Annotated in this window: 27 protein-coding genes; 11 read left to right on the top strand and 16 right to left on the bottom strand. The window is 60.0% G+C overall.

What is annotated here, in order from left to right:
* Positions 1-55: 55 nt before the first annotated feature.
* The 10 genes from hisC to BLQ09_RS07885 all read right to left on the bottom strand — a co-directional run bounded on the left by hisC (position 56) and on the right by BLQ09_RS07885 (position 8085).
* Positions 56-1108 carry a histidinol-phosphate transaminase gene (hisC, locus tag BLQ09_RS07930; RefSeq protein ID WP_092356136.1) on the bottom strand — a complete coding sequence of 351 codons (1053 nt, stop codon included), beginning with the start codon at positions 1106-1108 and terminating at the stop codon, positions 56-58.
* Positions 1109-1111: 3 nt separating this feature from the next.
* A complete protein-coding gene (hisD, locus tag BLQ09_RS07925; RefSeq protein ID WP_092356133.1) occupies positions 1112-2431 on the bottom strand; it encodes a histidinol dehydrogenase in 1320 nt (439 codons plus the stop codon).
* A gap of 128 nt (positions 2432-2559) precedes the next feature.
* The gene (gene hisG / locus BLQ09_RS07920) at positions 2560-3195 is read right to left on the bottom strand and encodes an ATP phosphoribosyltransferase (RefSeq protein ID WP_027604802.1); all 636 of its coding nucleotides are present in this window, start codon (positions 3193-3195) and stop codon (positions 2560-2562) included.
* A 212-nt stretch (positions 3196-3407) separates the two neighbouring features.
* Positions 3408-4673 (bottom strand): UDP-N-acetylglucosamine 1-carboxyvinyltransferase, encoded by a 1266-nt coding sequence (gene murA / locus BLQ09_RS07915; protein WP_024073479.1) that lies wholly within the window; start codon positions 4671-4673, stop codon positions 3408-3410.
* Between the two features lie 23 nt (positions 4674-4696).
* A complete protein-coding gene (locus tag BLQ09_RS07910; RefSeq protein ID WP_027604803.1) occupies positions 4697-4936 on the bottom strand; it encodes a BolA family protein in 240 nt (79 codons plus the stop codon).
* Positions 4937-5050: 114 nt separating this feature from the next.
* Positions 5051-5356 carry an STAS domain-containing protein gene (locus BLQ09_RS07905; protein WP_092356130.1) on the bottom strand — a complete coding sequence of 102 codons (306 nt, stop codon included), beginning with the start codon at positions 5354-5356 and terminating at the stop codon, positions 5051-5053.
* On the bottom strand, positions 5353-6000 hold the full coding sequence (locus BLQ09_RS07900; RefSeq protein ID WP_027604805.1) for an MlaC/ttg2D family ABC transporter substrate-binding protein: 648 nt from the start codon (positions 5998-6000) through the stop codon (positions 5353-5355). The genes BLQ09_RS07905 and BLQ09_RS07900 overlap by 4 nt, the downstream gene beginning before the upstream one ends.
* An 11-nt stretch (positions 6001-6011) precedes the next feature.
* Positions 6012-6479 carry an outer membrane lipid asymmetry maintenance protein MlaD gene (mlaD, locus tag BLQ09_RS07895; protein WP_003171814.1) on the bottom strand — a complete coding sequence of 156 codons (468 nt, stop codon included), beginning with the start codon at positions 6477-6479 and terminating at the stop codon, positions 6012-6014.
* Complete coding sequence (gene mlaE / locus BLQ09_RS07890) at positions 6479-7276, bottom strand: lipid asymmetry maintenance ABC transporter permease subunit MlaE (RefSeq protein ID WP_010213107.1); 798 nt, start codon at positions 7274-7276, stop codon at positions 6479-6481. Before mlaE ends, mlaD begins: the two co-directional genes overlap by 1 nt.
* Positions 7276-8085, bottom strand: coding sequence for an ATP-binding cassette domain-containing protein (locus BLQ09_RS07885; protein WP_003171811.1), 810 nt, complete (start codon positions 8083-8085; stop codon positions 7276-7278). Before BLQ09_RS07885 ends, mlaE begins: the two co-directional genes overlap by 1 nt.
* Positions 8086-8396: 311 nt before the next feature.
* Here BLQ09_RS07885 and BLQ09_RS07880 point away from each other — a divergent pair, with 311 nt between their 5' ends.
* From BLQ09_RS07880 to BLQ09_RS07835, 10 genes are all read left to right on the top strand, one after another.
* A complete protein-coding gene (locus BLQ09_RS07880; RefSeq protein WP_027604806.1) occupies positions 8397-9371 on the top strand; it encodes a KpsF/GutQ family sugar-phosphate isomerase in 975 nt (324 codons plus the stop codon).
* On the top strand, positions 9372-9896 hold the full coding sequence (locus tag BLQ09_RS07875) for a KdsC family phosphatase (protein ID WP_027604807.1): 525 nt from the start codon (positions 9372-9374) through the stop codon (positions 9894-9896). It abuts the gene before it with no gap.
* Between the two features lie 8 nt (positions 9897-9904).
* On the top strand, positions 9905-10477 hold the full coding sequence (gene lptC, locus BLQ09_RS07870) for an LPS export ABC transporter periplasmic protein LptC (protein WP_027604808.1): 573 nt from the start codon (positions 9905-9907) through the stop codon (positions 10475-10477).
* Positions 10464-10997 (top strand): lipopolysaccharide transport periplasmic protein LptA, encoded by a 534-nt coding sequence (gene lptA, locus BLQ09_RS07865; protein ID WP_027604809.1) that lies wholly within the window; start codon positions 10464-10466, stop codon positions 10995-10997. Before lptC ends, lptA begins: the two co-directional genes overlap by 14 nt.
* On the top strand, positions 10997-11722 hold the full coding sequence (gene lptB, locus BLQ09_RS07860; protein WP_027604810.1) for an LPS export ABC transporter ATP-binding protein: 726 nt from the start codon (positions 10997-10999) through the stop codon (positions 11720-11722). Before lptA ends, lptB begins: the two co-directional genes overlap by 1 nt.
* A gap of 197 nt (positions 11723-11919) precedes the next feature.
* Positions 11920-13413, top strand: a complete 1494-nt coding sequence (locus BLQ09_RS07855; protein ID WP_065924292.1) for an RNA polymerase factor sigma-54 — start codon at positions 11920-11922, stop codon at positions 13411-13413.
* Positions 13414-13488: 75 nt separating this feature from the next.
* Entirely contained in the window at positions 13489-13794 is a 306-nt protein-coding gene (hpf, locus tag BLQ09_RS07850; RefSeq protein ID WP_027604812.1) for a ribosome hibernation-promoting factor, HPF/YfiA family, read from the top strand.
* Between the two features lie 10 nt (positions 13795-13804).
* A complete protein-coding gene (gene ptsN / locus BLQ09_RS07845) occupies positions 13805-14269 on the top strand; it encodes a PTS IIA-like nitrogen regulatory protein PtsN (protein WP_027604813.1) in 465 nt (154 codons plus the stop codon).
* Positions 14270-14271: 2 nt separating this feature from the next.
* Positions 14272-15129, top strand: a complete 858-nt coding sequence (gene rapZ / locus BLQ09_RS07840) for an RNase adapter RapZ (RefSeq protein WP_027604814.1) — start codon at positions 14272-14274, stop codon at positions 15127-15129.
* A gap of 16 nt (positions 15130-15145) precedes the next feature.
* On the top strand, positions 15146-15418 hold the full coding sequence (locus BLQ09_RS07835) for an HPr family phosphocarrier protein (RefSeq protein ID WP_027604815.1): 273 nt from the start codon (positions 15146-15148) through the stop codon (positions 15416-15418).
* 20 nt (positions 15419-15438) lie between these two features.
* Here the strand turns inward: BLQ09_RS07835 and BLQ09_RS07830 are convergent, their stop codons facing one another.
* From BLQ09_RS07830 to pmbA, 6 genes are all read right to left on the bottom strand, one after another.
* Positions 15439-16332: a ZIP family metal transporter gene (locus tag BLQ09_RS07830; protein ID WP_027604816.1), complete on the bottom strand. Its 894-nt coding sequence runs from the start codon at positions 16330-16332 to the stop codon at positions 15439-15441.
* Positions 16333-16365: 33 nt separating this feature from the next.
* Positions 16366-16977: a superoxide dismutase gene (locus BLQ09_RS07825; RefSeq protein WP_027604817.1), complete on the bottom strand. Its 612-nt coding sequence runs from the start codon at positions 16975-16977 to the stop codon at positions 16366-16368.
* Between the two features lies 1 nt (position 16978).
* On the bottom strand, positions 16979-17407 hold the full coding sequence (locus BLQ09_RS07820) for a hypothetical protein (protein WP_027604818.1): 429 nt from the start codon (positions 17405-17407) through the stop codon (positions 16979-16981).
* A 27-nt stretch (positions 17408-17434) separates the two neighbouring features.
* Complete coding sequence (locus BLQ09_RS07815; protein WP_092356127.1) at positions 17435-18811, bottom strand: class II fumarate hydratase; 1377 nt, start codon at positions 18809-18811, stop codon at positions 17435-17437.
* Positions 18804-19199, bottom strand: a complete 396-nt coding sequence (locus tag BLQ09_RS07810; RefSeq protein ID WP_027604820.1) for a hypothetical protein — start codon at positions 19197-19199, stop codon at positions 18804-18806. The genes BLQ09_RS07815 and BLQ09_RS07810 overlap by 8 nt, the downstream gene beginning before the upstream one ends.
* Positions 19200-19346: 147 nt before the next feature.
* A complete protein-coding gene (gene pmbA, locus BLQ09_RS07805; protein WP_027604821.1) occupies positions 19347-20693 on the bottom strand; it encodes a metalloprotease PmbA in 1347 nt (448 codons plus the stop codon).
* A 108-nt stretch (positions 20694-20801) separates the two neighbouring features.
* On the opposite strand from pmbA, the gene yjgA reads away from it, so the two are divergent.
* A complete protein-coding gene (gene yjgA / locus BLQ09_RS07800) occupies positions 20802-21323 on the top strand; it encodes a ribosome biogenesis factor YjgA (RefSeq protein ID WP_017138246.1) in 522 nt (173 codons plus the stop codon).
* The last annotated feature ends 40 nt before the right edge of the window (positions 21324-21363 follow it).

Here is a 21363-nt window from a genome sequence, read left to right as displayed (position 1 = left end):
ACACACCGCTATCGGGGGCAAGCCCCCTCCCACATTTTTTGATCTCCAGTTTGGCTTAGAGCTCACCCAACCCATCGATCAGCGCCTGGTTCTGCTCCGGCGTACCGATGCTGATCCGCAGGAACTGGGCAATCCGCTCCTGCTTGAAGTGCCGCACGATCACCCCTTGCTCACGCAGCTTGGCCGCCAGGCCGGCTGCGTCGTGCCGTGGGTGGCGGGCAAAGATGAAGTTGGCCGCTGACGGCAACACTTCAAAGCCTTTACCTTCCAGTTGCGCGACCACCTTGTTGCGGTTGTCGATGACCAGTTGGCACGTCTTGTCGAAGTACGCCCGGTCCTCGAACGCCGCCGCCGCGCCGACAATCGCCAGGCGATCCAGCGGGTAGGAGTTGAAGCTGTTCTTGACCCGCTCCAGCGCTTCGATGAGGTCCGGGTGGCCCACGGCCAGGCCCACGCGCAAACCGGCCAGTGAGCGCGATTTGGACAGGGTCTGGGTCACCAGCAGGTTCGGGTAACGGTCCACCAGGCCGATGGCTGTTTCGCCGCCAAAGTCGATATAGGCTTCATCGACCACCACCACCGAATCCGGGCTGGCCTTGAGGATCTGCTCTACGGCGTCCAGCGCCAGCACGCAGCCGGTGGGCGCGTTCGGGTTGGGGAAGATGATCCCGCCGTTGGGCCTGGCATAGTCCGCTACGCGGATCTGGAACTGCTCGTCCAACGGCACCGGGTCGGACTTGATGCCGTAGAGGCCGCAGTACACCGGATAGAAGCTGTAGCTGATATCCGGGAACAGCAACGGCAGCTCGTGCTGGAACAGGCCGTGGAAGATGTGCGCCAGGACTTCGTCGGAGCCGTTACCGAGGAACACCTTGCCGGCGTCGATCCCGTAGTACTTGGCCACGGCCTGCTTGAGCAGGTCGCTGTTGGGGTCCGGGTACAGGCGCAGGTTGTCGTTCAACTCGGCCTGCATCGCAGCCAGCGCCTTGGGCGACGGGCCGTAGGGGTTTTCATTGGTGTTGAGCTTGACCAGTCTGGTCAGCTTCGGTTGCTCGCCGGGCACGTAAGGCACGAGGTCCTTGACGAAGGGGCTCCAGAATTTGCTCATGTGTTATTTCCCCTCTTCCAGGATTCGATACTCAGCGCTACGGGCGTGGGCGCTCAAGGATTCACCACGGGCCAGCACCGAAGCGGTCTTGCCCAATTCGGAAGCGCCTTGTGGCGAGCAGAAGATGATCGACGAACGCTTCTGGAAGTCATACACCCCCAGCGGCGACGAGAAGCGCGCGGTGCCGGACGTCGGCAGCACGTGGTTGGGGCCGGCGCAGTAGTCGCCCAGGGCTTCGCTGGTGTGGCGGCCCATGAAGATCGCACCCGCATGGCGAATCGACGGCAGCCAGGCCTGTGGATCGGCCACGGACAGCTCCAGGTGCTCCGGCGCGATACGGTTGGCCACTTCGATGGCCTGTTCCATGTCACGCACCAGGATCAGCGCGCCACGGCCATTGATCGACTTCTCGATGATCTCGGCGCGGTCCATGGTCGGCAGCAGCTTATTGATGCTGGCGGCGACCTTGTCGAGGAACTCGGCGTCCGGGCTGACCAGGATCGCCTGGGCGTCCTCGTCGTGCTCGGCCTGGGAGAACAGGTCCATGGCGATCCAGTCCGGATCGGTCTGGCCGTCGCACACCACGAGAATTTCCGACGGGCCGGCGATCATGTCGATACCGACCTGGCCGAACACGTGGCGCTTGGCAGTGGCCACGTAGATGTTGCCGGGGCCGACCACCTTGTCGACCTTCGGCACGCTTTCAGTGCCATAAGCCAGGGCGGCAACCGCTTGGGCACCGCCGATGGTGAACACGCGGTCGACACCGGCAATGCAGGCGGCAGCCAGTACCAGTTCGTTGATTTCACCGCGCGGGGTCGGTACCACCATGACCACTTCGGTCACGCCGGCCACCTTGGCGGGAATCGCGTTCATCAATACCGACGAGGGGTACGAGGCTTTACCACCCGGCACGTACAAGCCGGCACGGTCAAGCGGTGTGACCTTCTGGCCCAGTACGGTGCCGTCGGCCTCGGTGTAGCTCCAGGAATCCTGCTTCTGTTTTTCGTGGTAGCTGCGCACTCGGGTCGCGGCGACTTCGAGGGCCTGGCGCTGGGGCGCGGTGATGCGCGTCAGGGCCAGTTCCAGGCGTTCGCGGGGCAGGATCAGGTCGGACATGGACTTGACGTCCAGATCGTCGAACTGCCGGGTGAAATCCACCAGGGCCGCATCACCGCGCTCGCGCACGGCCTTGATAATGTCGAGGACCCGCTGGTTGACCGAGTCGTCGGACACGCTTTCCCAGCTCAGCAGATGATCCAGATGATGGGCGAAATCCGGGTCGGCAGCGTTGAGTCGGGCAATTGCAGTGGACGTGGTCATAGCGAGGGCCTCAATAGAATTGGCAAAAACTCAGGCGCCCTAAACTAGCAGTCGTTTCCGCTTGGGCACCTGAGAATTCTGGCTATGAGGCGGATAGACGGGCGCAGCTTTTCAGCTACGCGGGTGAGTCAACCGCGGTGTCGAGACTCCACTGCCTGGCGCAGGGTGTCGATCAACGCCTGGATACGGGCGTGCTGCATCTTCATCGACGCTTTGTTGACGATCAGCCGAGAGCTGATGTCGGCGATAAAGTCCTGTGGTTCGAGACCGTTGGCACGCAGGGTGTTGCCGGTGTCGACCACGTCGATGATCTTGTCGGCCAGGCCGATAAGCGGCGCCAGCTCCATCGAGCCGTAGAGCTTGATGATGTCGACCTGGCGGCCTTGCTCGGCGTAGTAGCGCTTGGCGACGTTGACGAACTTGGTGGCCACGCGCAGGCGGCCTTTAGGCTCGACATCACCGACACGGCCGGCGGTCATCAGCTTGCACAGGGCAATGCGCAGGTCCAGCGGCTCGTACAGGCCTTGGCCGCCGTATTCCATCAACACGTCTTTACCGGCGACACCGAGGTCGGCCGCGCCATGTTCAACATAGGTCGGCACGTCGGTAGCCCGTACGATCAGCAGGCGAACGTCGTCCTGGGTCGTCGGGATGATCAGCTTGCGGCTCTTGTCCGGATTCTCGGTCGGCACGATGCCCGCTTCAGCCAGAAGCGGCAAAGTGTCGTCAAGGATGCGGCCCTTGGACAGTGCAATGGTCAACATGGGAAACGTCAGTCCTTCATCAGGCTATTGCTGTCCGGTCGCAAACGGCGCCAGACACAGATCGAGGCCATGACAGCCTCGATTTGAAACAAACCAGTGTCTGTAGGAGCGAGCTTGCTCGCGAAAAACGTCAACGATAACGCGTTTATTCAGACTCAACGCGGTGCCCACGAGTTCTTCGCGAGCAAGCTCGCTCCTACAATGCAGTGGGACTAGCCCGGTACGCGGCGGATTTTCGCGCCGAGCATCTGCAGTTTTTCTTCGATGCACTCGTAACCACGGTCGATGTGGTAGATGCGGTCGATCAGGGTATCGCCTTCGGCGATCAGCGCCGAGATCACCAGGCTGGCAGAAGCGCGCAGGTCGGTGGCCATGACTGGCGCGCCCTTGAGCTTCTCGGTGCCGGTCACGATGGCAGTGTTGCCTTCGACCTGGATCTTCGCGCCCATGCGGTGCAGTTCGTACACGTGCATGAAGCGGTTTTCGAAGATGGTCTCGATCACGGCACCCGTGCCTTCGGCAATGGCGTTCAAGGAGATGAACTGCGCCTGCATGTCGGTCGGGAACGCCGGGTACGGAGCGGTACGCACGTTGACGGCTTTTGGCCGCTTGCCGTGCATGTTCAGCTCGATCCAGTCTTCACCGGTGGTGATTTCGGCACCGGCTTCGCGCAGTTTTTCCAGGACCGCTTCCAGGATGGTCGGATCGGTGTCCTTGACCTTGACGCGACCACCGGTGACGGCGGCAGCAACCAGGTAGGTACCGGTCTCGATACGGTCCGGCATCACTTTGTAGGTGGCCGGGTGCAGGCGTTTCACACCGTCGATGGTGATGGTGTCGGTGCCGGCGCCGGTGATGTTGGCGCCCATGGCGATCAGGAAGTTGGCCAGGTCGACCACTTCAGGCTCGCGCGCAGCGTTTTGCAGCACACTGCGGCCGTTGGCCAGGGCGGCAGCCATCATGATGTTCTCGGTACCGGTCACACTGACGGTATCAAAGAAGAAGTTGGCGCCACGCAGGCCGCCTTCCGGCGCCTTGGCCTTGATGTAGCCGCCTTCGACGTCGATGGTCGCGCCCATGGCCTCAAGGCCACGGATGTGCAGGTCCACCGGACGCGAGCCAATGGCGCAACCGCCAGGCAATGCGACTTCGGCTTCGCCGAAACGAGCGACCATCGGGCCCAGTACCAGGATCGACGCACGCATGGTCTTCACCAGTTCGTACGGGGCGATCAGGGTCTTGATGGTGCGCGGGTCGATTTCGACGGACAGCTTCTCGTCGATTACCGGCTCGATACCCATGCGACCAAACAGCTCGATCATGGTGGTGATGTCGTGCAGGTGCGGCAGGTTGGCCACGGTCACAGGGCCATCGCACAGCAGGGTCGCAGCCAGGATCGGCAAGGCAGAGTTTTTCGCACCGGAAATGCGAATCTCGCCATCAAGGCGGGCACCGCCGGTAATAATCAATTTATCCATAAGAATCTCGACGCCTTGGGGGCTCAGGTGCGCTCGGCCCAGGCCGCGCGGCTGAAAAATTTCATAGTGACCGCGTGGATGCTGCCATCGGTGATCCACGGGTTCAAATGGGCATAGATCTGCTGCTGACGCTTGACCGGGCTGAGTGCCGCCAGTTCATCGCTAATCACGTTCAGCTGGAAGTTGCAGCCTTCGCCTTCAACTTCTACGTTCGTATCCGGCAGCTTTCCTTCGAGAAAGCTTTTAACTTCTAGGGCCTGCATGATCAACCTCTATCGGCGCCCAGTGCGCACGGGTCGCACATCATACAAAAAAGCCCCGCGCCTGCGAACCCCGCATAGCAGGACTCTGACGGGGGGCTTTATCGATAGTGTGTATTAAGGATTCGCCAACAGCTCGGTCAAACCGGAAACTTCGGCGATTTCACGCATGTCTTCGGGCAATGCACGAAGGGTGACCGACTTTTTGGCCGCTTCGGCATCGCGCATGAAACACAGCAGCAACGACAAGCCGACACTGCTGGACTTGGTTACCGCCGAGCAATCCAGCACCAGCGCAGGGGCCGTGCTGGTCTTGATCAGCGCCTGGCCCTGCTTGCGCAGGTCAGGCCCGGTGCGGTAATCGAGCACGCCGCTGAGGAACAGCTCGCCCGCGTCGCCGAGACGAACAGCCGACTCGGTCATTGCGCAGGTTTCCCGGCGGCTTTATCGGTCTCTTCCTTGGCCTTGGCGACTTCACCGGCCCAACCATTGATGGTTTTGTCCAGGTCGTTGCCATTGCGCTGCATGGCGTCGGCGAACTGGTCACGGAACAGCTTGCCGATGTTGATGCCGTTGATGATCACATTGCGCAGTTTCCACTCGCCATTGATCTTCTCCAGCGTGTACTGCACAGGGTAGACGGCACCATTGTTGCCCTTGACGCTCATGTTGACACTGGTGCGGTCACCCGACTCATCCCCGGCGGGAGCGACGGTAATGCCCTGGTTGTTGTACTCGAGCAAAGCGTTGCCATAGAACTGGAACAGGCCGCGCTTGAAGTTCTCCTGGAACGTCTGCATTTGCGCAGGGGTGGCCTTGCGCGAATATTTGACCGTCATGATGCTGCGAGAAATGCCTTCAGCATCGACGACCGGGCCCACGATGCTGTTCAGCGCCTCGTAGAATTTGCTCGGGTCTTGCTTGTACTGCTCTTTATTGGCAGTCAGGTCAGCCAACATCCTGTTGGTAGTGTCCTGCACCAGTTCGTGCGCAGAACCCGCTGCGTTGGCCATCAACGGCAGCGCTGCCAGCAGTACCAGGAGGCCACGTCGCAAGGTAGAGATCATGTACAGATTCCTCATTTGGCGTCTTTATTGACCGTATTGAGCAGGAATTTACCGATCAGGTCTTCAAGTACCAGCGACGACTGCGTGTCGTGGATGGTCGAGCCATCCTTGAGCAGGGCTGTTTCCCCGCCCACGCTGACACCGATGTACTTCTCGCCCAGCAGGCCCGCAGTGAGGATAGATGCAGTGGAGTCGGTCGGCAGATTATCTACCTTCTTGTCCAGTTGCATCGTCACTCGACCGGTGAAGCTGTCGCGATCCAGATCGATTGCCGTGACCTTGCCGATAGTCACACCGGCCATGGTCACTTTAGCTCTGACAGTCAAACCGGCGATATTGTCGAAGTACGCGTAAAGTTTATAAGTATCGGCGGTGGGGCTGGCCGAAAGGCCGCTGACTCGCAGGGCCAACAACAGTAAAGCCAGGATGCCAGCCAGCAAGAAAAGGCCGACACCGATTTCCACAGTGCGGTTTTGCATCAGAAATCTCCAAACATCAAGGCGGTCAAAATGAAGTCAAGGCCCAGTACTGCCAACGAGGCGTACACAACGGTCTTGGTGGTGGCGCGACTGATCCCTTCTGAAGTGGGCTCACAGTCGTAGCCTTGGAATACGGCGATCCAGGTCACTACAAAGGCGAAGACGATGCTCTTTATGATGCCGTTGAGCACGTCACCGCTGAAGGTCACGCTGTTTTGCATGTTGGCCCAGTAGGAGCCGTCATAGACGCCCAGCCAGTCCACCGCCACCCACGAGCCGCCCCAGATACCAACCACGCTGAAGATCATCGCCAGCAAAGGCAGGGAAATAAAGCCGGCCCACAGGCGCGGGGCAACAATGTACTTGAGCGGGTCCACGCCGATCATTTCCAGGCTGGACAACTGCTCGGTGGACTTCATGTTGCCGATTTCGGCGGTCAACGCAGAACCCGCACGCCCGGCGAACAGCAACGCGGTCACGACCGGCCCCAGTTCACGCAGCAGCGTCAGGGCAACCATCTGCCCCACCGCCTGCTCCGAACCGTAGCTGGACAGGATATTGAAGCCCTGCAACGCCAGCACCATCCCGATGAACACCCCGGAGACGACAATGATCACCAGGGACATCACGCCCACCGAATGCAGTTGCTTGATCAACAGGCCGAACCCGCCACCAATGCCACCGCGGCCGAGCAACGCGTGAAACAGGAAAATCGTCGAGCGGCCCAGCACTTCGACGATGTCGATACCGGATCGACCGAAAAGGCGAACCTTCTCGATGAGAGATGTCTTGCGCATCAGCGCTTCCCCAGAAGGTCTGAGCGGTAATCCGCTGCCGGAAAGTGAAAAGGCACAGGGCCATCGGGATCGCCGGTCATGAATTGGCGAATACGCGGGTTGTCGGCGTTCATCAGTTCTTCAGGCGTACCCTGCCCCAGCACCTGGCCATCGCCGACTACATAAAGGTAATCGGCAATGCTCGCGGTTTCTGCAAGGTCGTGGGAGACCACGATGCTGGTGATACCCAGCGCATCGTTGAGCAGACGGATCAGGCGTACCAGCACGCCCATGGCAATCGGATCCTGGCCGACGAAGGGCTCGTCGTACATGAGGATCTGCGGGTCGAGGGCAATGGCGCGCGCCAGGGCCACGCGGCGCTTCATGCCGCCGGACAGTTCGTCGGGCATCAGGTCGATGGCGCCGCGAAGGCCCACGGCCTGCAATTTCAGCAACACAATGTCACGAATCATTTCATCGGACAGCTGGGTATGCACCCGCAACGGAAACGCCACGTTCTCGAACACATCGAGGTCGGTAAACAGCGCACCGCTCTGGAACAGCACCCCCATATGCTTGCGCGCATCGAACAGATCGCTGCGCGACAGTGTCGGCAGGTTCTGGCCGTTGACCCATACTTCACCGGCGCTGGGGCGCAATTGCATGCCCATCAGACGCAGCAGCGTGGTCTTGCCGCAACCGGACGGCCCCATGATGCCCGTGACCTTGCCGCGGGGAATGCGAATATCGACGTTATTGAAGATGCTGCGCGTCCCGCGCTTGAAGGTCAGTCCCTTCAGCTCGACCGCGTAGGCGTTATCGGCACTCATCTAAACTCCTTGGGATGCAGCCTCTCACTCAGACACCATGCATGCGACAAACGTTTGCAACGGTGACGCATATAGATAGCCACATGGGCTGGGCGGACCGAACTGGCGGCGAACTATATCACTGCTGGTACAGGGCGCCCAAGGCCGGAACTGCGCTAGTTCAGTTTAAGGACAGGGAAAAAACGTTGCTGGCTATGTTACTGAGGATCGATCTCAGGCATTCGTTGAATAAAGCCTGACGAACTTGCGTGAGGGAATTGATCATTACCGCTATAATCGCCGACTTTTCGTCAGGCTATACGACTTCAGACATGAGCCAATCCAGCGACCTTATTCAATCCGCGCAACGCACCATCCGCCTCGAAGTTGAAGCCGTAGAAGGCTTGCTGGCCCATATCGACGCAGATTTCGTACGCGCCTGCGAGATGATCCTGGCCAGCAAGGGCCGTGTTGTCGTGGTCGGCATGGGCAAATCGGGCCACGTCGGCAACAAGATCGCCGCCACCCTGGCCAGCACCGGGACCACCGCATTTTTCGTGCATCCGGCCGAAGCCAGTCACGGCGACATGGGCATGATCACCAAGGATGACATCATCCTGGCGCTGTCCAACTCCGGCACCACCAACGAAATCGTGACCCTGCTGCCGCTGATCAAGCGCCTGGGCATCAAGATGATCAGCCTCACCGGCAACCCGGAATCCACCCTGGCCAAGGCCGCCGACGTGAACCTGAATGTTCACGTGGACCACGAGGCCTGCCCGCTGAACCTGGCGCCGACCTCCTCCACCACCGCCGCCCTGGTCATGGGCGACGCCCTGGCCGTGGCGCTGCTGGAAGCCCGTGGATTCACCGCTGAAGACTTCGCATTTTCCCACCCGGGTGGCGCCCTGGGCCGCCGCCTGCTGCTGAAAGTGGAAAACGTCATGCATTCGGGCGAGGAATTGCCCCACGTCCAGCGCGGCACTCTGCTGAAGGACGCGCTGATGGAAATGACCCGCAAGGGCCTGGGCATGACCGTGATCCTGGAAGCCGACGGGCGCCTGGCCGGGGTATTCACTGACGGTGACCTGCGCCGCACCCTGGACCGCACCATCGATATCCGTACCGCGACCATCGACGCCGTGATGACCCCCCATGGCAAGACTGCACGCCCTGAAATGCTGGCAGCCGAAGCATTGAAGATCATGGAAGACCACAAGATCGGCGCGCTGGTGGTGGTCGATAGCGACGACCACCCGGTGGGCGCCCTGAACATGCACGACTTGCTGCGTGCGGGAGTGATGTAAATGACCAGCGACCTGTTGCAACGCGGCAAACACATCAAACTGGCGATTTTCGACGTTGACGGCGTGCTGACCGATGGCCGCCTGTACTTTCTCGAAGACGGCAGCGAATTCAAGACGTTCAATACCCTCGACGGCCAGGGCATCAAGATGCTGATGGCTTCGGGCGTGCAAACGGCGATTATCAGCGGCAGAAAAACCCCCGTTGTGGAACGCCGCGCACAAAACCTCGGTATTCCTCACCTGTATCAGGGCCGCGAGGATAAACTGGTGGTTCTGGACGAGCTTCTTGGCCAACTCAACCTAAGCTATGAGCAGGTCGCCTATCTGGGCGATGATCTGCCCGACTTGCCGGTCATTCGCCGAGTGGGCCTGGGAATGGCCGTCGCCAATGCGGCGACGTTTGTTCGCGAGCACGCCCATGGCGTCACCACCGCCCGTGGCGGCGAAGGTGCCGCCCGCGAGTTCTGTGAACTGATCCTGCGAGCCCAGGGCAGTCTTGAAGCGGCCCACGCCGCCTACCTATAGAGCGTTTTATGCTGAGTAAAAAGATTCGCAACTTCCTGCTATTCGGAGTCATCGCCGCGCTGTTCCTCGCGGTGGGCTACTGGAATATCAGCCCGGGACGCTTCCTCGACCAGCCTGCAGCGCAGGTTGAAGAAGGGGCTATCGACTATTACGCAACCAATGCCTACAGCGTGCAGTTCCTGCCTGACGGCAAGGTGCAGTACGAAATGACCTCGGACAAAGTCGAGCATTTGAAGGCCACCGAAGTCACCCTGCTGACTAACCCGGACCTGAACCTGTACCGCGGCACCGAGTTCCCATGGCATGTCACGAGCAAGCGTGGCGAGGTGAACCCGGACGGCACCGAGGTAGAACTGATTGACTCGGTACGCGTTGCGCGCACTGACGCCAAAAAACGTGACACCGTGATTACCAGCAGTCGCATGACCGTATTCCCACAGAAGCAATATGCGCAGACCGAGCAAGACGTTAGAATCGACGGCGCTGGCGGTGTATCGACTGGCAAGGGAATGAAAGCGTATTTGAAAGAAAGCAGGATACACCTGCTATCGAACGTAAGAGGACAGTATGAGGCTCGTTAAAACTCTCCCTATTTTGCTCGGTCTGGGCGCAGCACTGGGAAGCGTGAGCGCCTGGGCTCTGCCGAACGATAGCCAGCAACCGATCCACATCTCGGCTGACGATGCGCAACTGGATGACAAGCAAGGCGTCGCCACCTATACCGGCGGCGTGATCATCACCCAGGGCTCGATGAAGATCACCGGCAACACGGTGACACTGACGCGCACCCAGGCGGGCGATATCGACGTGGTGACTTCGGTGGGCAACCTGGCGTACTTCGAACAGAAGCAGTCGGCTACCGACACCGGCCCGATGAAGGGCTACGGCAAGACCATCCAGTATCACGCCCAGCAGAATCGCATCGTGCTGATCGACCAGGCCAAGGTACTCAGCCCCGATGGCAACTCCACGGAAGGCGAGAAGATCACCTATGACACCGTGAAGCAGATCGCCAACGCCGGTCGCGCCAATGGCAGCAAGGTCACCGCGCCACGCCCACGTATCGACATGGTTATCCAGCCGAAGAAGAAGGCCGAGTAATGGCAACCCTGAAAGCCCAGCATCTGGCCAAGGCCTATAAAAGCCGTCAGGTCGTGCGCGACGTCAGCCTGTCGATCGACAGCGGCCAGATCGTCGGCTTGCTTGGCCCTAACGGCGCCGGCAAGACCACCTGCTTCTACATGATCGTCGGCCTGGTCCAGGCGGACCAAGGTCGCGTACTGATCGACGACCTGGATGTGAGCCACCAGCCAATGCACGGCCGTGCCCGCGCAGGTATCGGCTATCTTCCGCAGGAAGCGTCGATCTTCCGCAAGCTGTCGGTATCCGACAACATCATGGCCATCCTTGAAACCCGCAAGGAACTCGACCGTGAAGGCCGCCGCAAAGAATTGGAAAGCCTGCTGCAGGAATTCCACATCAACCACATTCGCGACAACCTTGGCATGAGCCTGTCCGGTGGTGAGCGTCGTCGCGTGGAAATCGCCCGCGCCCTGGCCACTGCCCCCAAGTTCATCCTGCTGGACGAACCGTTTGCCGGCGTCGACCCTATCTCGGTCGGCGACATCAAGCAGATCATCCACCACCTCAAGGCCAAGGGGATCGGTGTACTGATCACCGACCACAACGTGCGTGAGACCCTCGATATCTGCGAAACCGCGTATATCGTCAACGATGGCCAGCTGATCGCCGAGGGCGACTCTGCCACCATCCTGGCCAACGAACTGGTCAAGGAAGTGTACCTGGGTCACGAGTTCCGCCTGTAAGGCCGCCTGCAAAAACAAGGCGGTGGCAGGTCGTTTGCCCGATGCGCGGGAGTCAATGAAAACCTCCGGATTTTTATTGTTACCGCGCTCTAGGCAAAGCCCCCGATATCAGGCATATAATTTGCTTATGTTTGGCGCTCACGCGCCCTGTCGTGGATGGCGCATTGCGCCGGCGAATAAGGTGTTAAGCCCCTGCCATGAAACCATCGCTAGTCCTGAGAATGGGCCAGCAGCTGACGATGACACCGCAGCTGCAACAGGCCATCCGCCTGCTCCAATTGTCGACCCTGGACCTGCAACAGGAAATCCAGGAGGCCCTGGAGTCCAATCCGATGCTCGAACGCCAGGAAGAAGGCGACGACTTCGATAATGCAGACCCATTGGCCGACAACATCGAGCAAAAACCCAATTCCGACGTACAGGAACCCTCCTACCAGGAAACCGCCCCCACGGTGGATAACCTTGAGGAAGGCGATTGGAACGAACGCATTCCCAACGAACTCCCGGTGGACACCGCCTGGGAGGACGTCTACCAGACCAGCGCCAGCAGCCTGCCCAGCAATGACGATGACGAGTGGGACTTCACCACCCGCACTTCCGCCGGCGAGAGCCTGCAGAGCCATCTGCTGTGGCAACTGAACCTCGCGCCGATGTCGGACACCGATCGCCTGATCGCCGTGACCCTGATCGACTGCATCAATAACCAGGGTTACCTGGACGAGACCCTCGAAGAGATTCTCGAGGCCTTCGACCCGGAACTGGACATCGAGCTGGACGAAATCGAAGCGGTCCTGCACCGCATCCAACAGTTCGAGCCCGCCGGCATCGGTGCCCGCACCCTGAGCGAATGCCTGCTGCTGCAACTGCGCCAGCTGCCCGCCAAGACCCCATGGCTCGCCGAGGCCCAGCGCCTGGTCACCGACTATATCGACCTGCTGGGCAGCCGCGACTATAGCCAGTTGATGCGGCGCATGAAGCTCAAGGAAGACGACCTGCGCCAGGTCATCGAGCTGGTGCAAAGCCTCAACCCGCGTCCAGGCTCGCAGATCGAGTCCAGCGAAGCCGAATACGTCGTTCCCGACGTGATCGTGCGCAAGGACAACGAGCGCTGGTTGGTGGAACTGAACCAGGAGTCGGTGCCGCGCCTGCGGGTCAACCCGCAATATGCCGGTTTTGTGCGCCGTGCCGACACCAGCGCCGATAACACCTTCATGCGCAACCAGTTGCAGGAAGCGCGCTGGTTCATCAAGAGCCTGCAGAGCCGCAACGAAACCCTGATGAAAGTGGCCACCCAGATCGTCGAGCATCAGCGCGGCTTCCTGGAATATGGTGACGAGGCGATGAAACCGCTGGTCCTGCACGACATCGCAGAAGCGGTGGGCATGCACGAATCGACGATTTCCCGGGTGACCACACAAAAATTCATGCATACCCCACGGGGCATATATGAGCTGAAATACTTTTTCTCCAGTCATGTCAGCACATCCGAAGGCGGCGAATGCTCGTCCACGGCGATCCGCGCAATCATCAAAAAACTGGTTGCTGCGGAAAATCAGAAAAAGCCGTTGAGTGACAGCAAGATCGCTGGTTTACTGGAGGCACAAGGCATTCAGGTCGCCCGTCGAACCGTCGCCAAGTACCGCGAGTCCCTTGGGATCGCGCCTTCCAGCGAGCGTAAGCGTTTGATGTGACGGGCGGGCCACAGCGTTCCAGTGGCGGGTATTCCTACCCGCCGCTTTATGCACTGGCAACGAAGGAGAAGCTGTATGCAAGTCAACATCAGTGGACACCATGTAGAAGTCACCCCTCCACTACGCGACTACGTCGAGCAGAAGCTGAGGAAGCTTGAGGGTCATTTCGACAAGATCACCAACGTGCAGGTCATCATGAAGGTCGACAAGCTTCAGCAGAAAATCGAAGCGACTCTTCAGATACCCGGTGGAGAAGTGGTCGCCAATGCCGAACATGAAGACATGTATGCATCAATCGACTTGCTCACCGACAAGCTTGACCGCCAACTCAAAAAGCATAAGGAAAAGAATCTGAGCCTGCTCCAGGGCACAGGTCGTTAACTCTCCCCCCATGATCCGACTTGAAACCATCCTGACCCCCGGCCGTTCCCTCGTGAACGTGCCGGGCGGCAGCAAGAAGAAAGCCCTCGAACAAATTGCCAACCTGATCAGCAGCCAAGTGCCTGAGCTGGAGATGCAAGATGTCTTTGAGGCTCTGATTGCCCGTGAAAAACTCGGCTCCACCGGTTTTGGCAACGGCATCGCCATTCCCCACTGCCGCCTCAAAGGCTGCGAGACACCTGTCAGCGCCCTGCTGCACCTGGACGCACCTATCGATTTCGACGCGATCGACGGCGCCCCGGTAGACCTGCTGTTTGTTCTGCTGGTCCCACAGGCCGCCACCGACGCACACCTGGAACTGCTTAGGCAGATCGCAAGCATGCTCGACCGCAAGGAAGTACGCGACAAACTGCGCAGTGCCAGTAGCAACGAGGCGCTGTATCAAGTTGTCCTGGATGAGCAAAACGGGCAGTAATCATGCGTTTGATCATCGTCAGCGGCCGCTCCGGCTCGGGTAAAAGTACCGCCCTCAACGTCCTTGAGGACAACGGCTTCTATTGCATCGACAACCTGCCCGCCGGCCTGCTCCCGGAATTGGCGGAACGGGCACTGATCCATACCGAATTGGCCCAGCCCCTGGTCGCCGTTTCGATTGACGCCCGCAACCTGCCGAGCCACCTCACGCGCTTTCCGGAATTGCTCGAAGAGGTGCGCGCCAAGCACATTCATTGCGATGTGCTGTATCTGGACGCCGACGAAGAAACCCTGCTCAAGCGCTTCTCAGAGACCCGCCGACGTCACCCCCTCAGCAGCCCGCACCGTTCCCTGGCCGAAGCCATCGAGGACGAAACCAAGCTGCTGGGGCCGATCATTGACCTCGCCGACCTCAAGATCAACACCACCAGCCTCAACCTGTACCAGTTGCGCGATGCCATCAAGCTCCGCCTGCTGAACCAGCCGGAGCCTGGCACGGCATTTCTGGTCGAGTCCTTTGGTTTCAAGCGTGGCATGCCGGTGGATGCCGACCTGGTGTTCGACGTGCGCTGCCTGCCCAATCCTTATTGGAAGCCGGAACTGCGCGACCAGTCGGGGCTGGATCAGCCTGTGGCCGATTACCTGGCCGCGCAACCGGATGTGGAGGAGATGTTCCAGGACATTTCCAGCTACCTGCTCAAATGGTTGCCGCGCTTTGCCGCGAGCAACCGAGCCTATGTCACCATTGCCATCGGCTGCACCGGCGGTCACCACCGCTCTGTCTACCTGACCGAGCGCCTGGGCCAGGTGCTGCAACAAACCCTCAAGAACGTCCAGGTTCGCCACCGCGACCTTAGCTGAAAGGAACACCCCCGCGATGCCCGCTCTGGAAATTGAAATCATCAACAAGCTGGGCCTGCATGCCCGCGCCTCGGCCAAATTCGTCGGTATTGCCGGGCAGTTCCCTTGCCAGATCCGCGCCGGGCGTACACCTGAGAGCATGGTCGATGGCAAAAGCATCATGGCGATGATGATGTTGGCGGCCGGCAAGGGCACCAAGATTCATTTGAGCACCGAGGGCGAGCAAGAGCAGGAAGCAATGGACGCCCTGGTGGCGCTGATCAACAACTTCTTTGATGAGGGTGAGTAACCCCTACCCCCGCTGAGGCCTCACCCCAAGGCGGTATCCATCACCATCATCAAGCAGAACCCCATGCACAACCCCAGGCTCGCGAGTTTTTCGTGACCGTTGCGGCGCGACTCCGGGATCACTTCGTGGGTGACCACCAACAGCATCGCGCCAGCGGCCAGTGCCAGGCCCAACGGTAACAGCACCTCGGCCAGGGTCACCAGCCAGGCGCAAAGCACGGCGAACACCGGCTCTACCAAGCCTGACGCGGCGCCGATCAGGAACGCCCTGATCCGCGACATCCCTGCCCCAGCCAATACCAGCGCAATGACCAGGCCTTCGGGCACATCCTGCAAAGCAATGCCCATGGCCAAGCTGTCGGCATCCGGCATGCCGCCGCCGGCTGAGACGCCAACGGCCATGCCTTCGGGGATATTGTGGGCGATGATGGCAAACACGAACAGCCAGATACGCGGTGGAATCACCGGTTTATCCGGTGTGCCCACCAACATCTCCGGGCTGGCGCCGGAGACCTTGCGGTCCACCAGATACAGACCGAACGCCCCCAGCATGATGCCGAAGCTGATCAGCCCACCTGCCCCCCAGGGCGAAAGACCAAGGGCTTCGGCCGCAGCAATTCCCGGCACGACCAGCGAAAACGCGGTCGCCGCCAGCATCACACCGGCACCGAAGCCCAACAAGGTATCGCTCAACGCCACCGGCATCCGCCGAATCACCAAGACCGGAACCGCCCCCAGCGCCGTGCCAAGCGCGCAAATCGCCCCGCCCTGCAGGGCGCGCATGATGCGCGGTGCCAGATCCAGCCAGGCCAGCCCGTGGGCCACCAGCAATGCAGTACCTGCCAACAGCAGCAGCGAACCAAACGCATAACGAAACATTCGCACGCTGCTGATCGCCAGTGTTTCAGTGCCCATAGTCGGCCTTAGATCTTGTTATGGAAGTGAATGTCAGGCCAACGCGGCCTGATAGCGTGCGGCGACTTCCGGCCAGTTGATAACACTGTAGAAGGCGTTGATGTATTCAGGTCGACGGTTCTGGTAGCGCAGGTAGTAAGCATGCTCCCAGACGTCCAGGCCGAGGATCGGCGTGTTGCCATTCATCAACGGGCTGTCCTGGTTGCCGCTGCTTTCCACTATCAGCGTCTTTTGCGGAGTGACACTCAACCACGCCCAGCCGCTGCCGAAACGGGTCAAGGCGGCCTTGGTGAAGGCTTCCTTGAAACTGTCGAAACCGCCGAGTTGCTCTTCTACAGCTTTTCCCAATGCGCCGTCGGGCTTGCCGCCACCTTTAGGCGACATCACCGCCCAGAACAGCGAGTGGTTGGCATGGCCGCCGCCTTGGTTGATGACGGCCGCACGCAGTTTTTCCGGCAGTTGCTGCACGCTGGACACCAGTTTCTCTACAGGCCAGCCCGCAAACTCGGTGCCCTCGACCGCCGCATTGAGGTTATTGATGTAGGTCTGGTGGTGCTTGGTGTAGTGAATCTCCATGGTTTGCGCATCGATATGCGGTTCCAGGGCATCGTAGGCATAGGGCAAGGCAGGCAAGGTGTAGGTCATATCAATGTGCTCCGTATTGAGACGGGGTCGGCTGCACCGCAGTACCGCCCAGCAAGCGATGGGTGCGCGGGTACTCACCGTGATCGCTGATGAAATTCAACAGTTCGACGTAAGTCTTGCTGCTCTGGCGCAGCGCCGCTTCCCGCAGCTGCGGGCTCAGGCGCACGTCCTGCATGGCCTGGAGCAAGCGCTGGTGAATAGCGCAGAGGTATTCGGCGCTTTCCTCGGGCTGATTCAGGCGCAGGTGCAAATCCGCCAGGTTGTGATGGGAAATGACGCAAGCCGCTACTGCTTCGTCGGCATTCGCCCAGCGCTCGAACAACACTTGAGCCAGGGCCAGGGCTTGCAGATAGGCCTCGCGAGCGTCAACCAATTCGCCCTGCATAAAGCAGCGATTGGCGCGTTCGATCGTGCGTTTCCAGTGCTCCATGGTGAGCCTCCAAAGCAGGGTCGGTGATTACACGCCGCCGGCCGTGAGCTTCTCCGGATCCAACAGGACTTCCAGTTGGCTACGGGGCAGGTCGGTGTGCTCAAGGGCCACATCAATCACCGGACGGCCCTGCTGATAGGCCTTCTTGGCAATCTCAGCGGCCTTTTGGTAACCAATGATCGGGTTGAGTGCGGTGACCAGGATCGGGTTGCGCGACAGCGCTTCCTTGAGCTTGGCTTCGTTGACCTTGAAGCTGGCGATCGCCTTGTCTGCCAGCAGGCGGCTGGCATTGGCCAGCAATTCGAGGCTGCTGAGCAGGTTCTGGGCAATGATCGGCAGCATCACATTCAGCTCGAAATTGCCGGATTGGCCAGCGACGGTGATCACCGTGTCATTGCCGATGACTTGCGCAGCCACCATGGCCGTGGCCTCCGGAATCACCGGGTTGACCTTGCCTGGCATGATCGAGGAGCCCGGCTGCAGGCCCTCCAGTTCGATTTCCCCCAGGCCGGCCAGCGGGCCGGAGTTCATCCAGCGCAGGTCATTGGCGATTTTCATCAGCGACACGGCGGTGGCTTTCAACTGGCCGGAGACGGCGACGGCAGTGTCCTGGGAGCCGATCAGCGCGAACAGATTCTTGCCCGGCGTGAATTTCACGCCGGCCAGGCTGCTCAGTTGCTGGCTGAAACGCGCCGAAAACTCCGGATGTGCATTAATCCCGGTGCCCACCGCCGTACCGCCCTGGGCCAGAGCCTGCAGGGCCGGTAATAAGTCCTGCAGGTGACCGATATTGGCCTTGAGTTGCTGCGCCCAGCCATTGAGGACCTGGCTCATGCGCACGGGCATGGCGTCCATCAGGTGCGTGCGGCCGGTCTTGATGAATGGGTGAACCTCTTCGGCTTTCTGCTCGATCACCTGCACCAGGTGCAGCAGGGCCGGCAGCGTTTGCTCGTGCAGCACCAGCGCAGCACTGACATGGATGGTGGTCGGAATGATGTCGTTGCTGCTTTGACCGCAGTTCACATGATCGTTGGGATTGACCGTTTCGCCGAGCAAGCGGCTGGCGAGCGTCGCAATCACTTCGTTGGCATTCATATTCGAACTGGTGCCGGAACCGGTCTGGAAGATATCCACCGGGAAATGCCGCATGTAATCGCCTTCAAGCAAGCCTTGGGCGGCATCGACAATGGCTTTGCCCTGCCCTTCGCTGATCTGCTTGAGGTCGACGTTGACCTTGGCAGCCGCCGCCTTGGCCAGGATCAGTGCACGAATGAACTGCGCCGGCATGCGTTGATGACTGATCGGAAAGTTGTTCACCGCGCGCTGGGTCTGCGCACCGTACAAGGCCTCGGCGGGGACTTGCAGTTCGCCCATGCTGTCGCGTTCGATACGGGTGTTACTCATCGGAAGATCCTTGCACCAGGTCAGAAACGGAAATGGAGGGAAGCAATTCGCAGGTCGCCAATTGCCAGGCAAAGGTCTGCCAGCGCTTGAGGCGGCAGGCACAGTGAGAGAGTTTTTCCAGGTCGCGCAGTGGGCGCCAGGCTTGATCCAGACACAGGGATCGCCAATGCCACGGCAGTGCAATATCGCTGGCGGTGTCGATCAGCAGGCGGAATGAGGTTTCAGCGATGGTCCACGGATGGGTCGCGGTACAACACGCCAGGTATCGGCCCTCGTTGAGGTAATGTTCGATCAGGCGAGGCTCATTGGGATCCAGACCACAGCGAATCTGGCGACTCATCCAGCGCCAGCTTTCCAGGTAAGGATCCTCATGCAGGACAGAACTCATGATCCACACTCATCCGTTAATGATATTTATTATTAAATGATATTGAGAATCAAAACAAGAGTAACACCTCAATCCCCCTGACACACGCCCACAAAAAAGGCGCGCCATCCGTAAGAGGGCGCGCCTTTTTGTGAAGCTGTAGCGGGATTAGCTGCCTGCGACAGTCATCCGCTCGATCAGCACCGAGCCTGTGCGAATATTGCTGCGCAGTTCCAGGTCATTTCCCACGGCAACGATCTGCTTGAACATATCGCGCATGTTGCCGGCGATGGTCACTTCCTGGACGGCAAACTGAATCTCACCGTTTTCCACCCAGAAGCCCGCCGCGCCACGGGAATAATCCCCAGTGACCATATTCAGGCCATGGCCCATCAATTCGGTTACCAGCAGGCCACGTCCCATGCGACGCAACAGCGCCGCCTGGTCTTCGTCGCCATGGGTCACGAAAAGGTTATGCACGCCACCGGCGTTGGCGGTGCTTGGCAGGCCGAGTTTGCGGCCTGAGTAGGTGCCGAGTACGTAAGACACCAGCTCCCCGTTTTCGACGAACGGCTTGGCATACGTGGCCAGGCCGTCCCCATCGAACGCCGAACTGCCCATGGCCCGCATCAAGTGCGGACGCTCATCGATGGTCAGCCACTCGGGAAACAACGTCTGGCCGATCGCCCCTTCAAGGAACGAAGACTTGCGATACAGGTTGCCGCCGGAAATGGCACTCAGGAAACTGCCGAACAAACCGCCTGCCAGCTCCGCCGAAAACAGTACAGGCACTTCACAGGTCGGCACCGGACGCGCGCCCAGGCGGCTCGCGGCACGTTGTGCGGCACGTTGACCAATGCTGGCCGGATCTGCCAGCAATTCACCCTGACGACTTACGTCGTACCAGTAATCACGCTGCATCTGGCCATTGGCCTCGGCGATCATCACGCAGCTCAGACTATGGCGCGTGGACGCATACCCGCCGATAAACCCGTGGCTGTTGCCGTAGACGCGACAGCCCTGATGCGTGTTCAACGTGGTGCCATCGGCGTTCTTGATGCGGGTATCGGCATCGAACGCCGCCGCTTCGCAGGTCAGCGCCAGCTCGATGGCCCGCTCGGGCGTGATGTCCCAGGCATGGAACAGATCGAAATCCTTCAAGTCCTTGGCCATCAGCGCCTTATCGGCCAAGCCCGAGCTTTCATCCTCAGAGGTGTGCTGGGCAATCGCCAACGCGGCGGCAACCGTTTCGCGTATGGCCTCCGGACCGCTGGCCGACGTACTGGCCGAACCTTTGCGCTGCCCCACATACAAGGTGATGCCAAAGCCCTGGTCACGGTTGAATTCGACGGTTTCCACTTCCCGTTGACGTACCGACGTCGACAACCCCTGCTCCAGCGACACCGCCACTTCACAGGCACTGGCCCCCTGGCGCTTGGCCTCGGCAAGGATCTGCTCGACTTGTTCCTGCAGGGCCGGTAACGCTTGCGGACCGACGCTTTGGGCTGCACTCATGGTTTTCTCCACTCAAATTCTGCTTTCGGCTAAGGCCATCGAGCGACCGGGCCGGACAAGCGGCCCCCGACTGGTTATCATGGCGGCGTTTCTTTGCGGACTGCCACCATGGTTGATTCTTACGACGACTCCCTCGATGGGGAGAAAAGCAAAACCCAGGTCAAACGTGAGCTGCATGCTCTGGTCGACCTGGGCGAGCGCCTTACAACGCTCAAGAAAGACTTGATTGCAAAACTGCCACTGACCGACGAAATGCGCCGGGCGCTTGCGGACGCACCCAAGCACACCGCGAATATCGCGCGTAAACGGCACATCATGTTTATCGGCAAGCTGATGCGCGATCAGGACACTGACGCCATTCTCGCCTTGCTTGATCAAACCGATGCCTCCACTCGCCAGTACAACGAACGTTTCCACAACCTGGAACGTTGGCGTGACCGCCTGATCTCGGGCGATGACGCGGTGCTGGAGAAATTCGTGCTGGACTACCCGGACGCCGACCGCCAGCAACTGCGCTCCCTGATCCGTCAGGCCCAGCACGAGCAGGCGCATAACAAGGCGCCGGCCACCAGCCGTAAAATCTTCAAATACATCCGTGAGCTGGACGAGACTCAACGCGGCCTGCGTTGATGCCCTTCCCCGGGTGGCGATCTTCGCCACCCGAAGCTCC

This window comes from Pseudomonas sp. NFACC25 (assembly GCF_900100935.1).
Taxonomy (GTDB): Bacteria; Pseudomonadota; Gammaproteobacteria; order Pseudomonadales; family Pseudomonadaceae; genus Aquipseudomonas; species Aquipseudomonas marginalis.
This window is presented reverse-complemented; position numbering and strand designations above follow the sequence as displayed.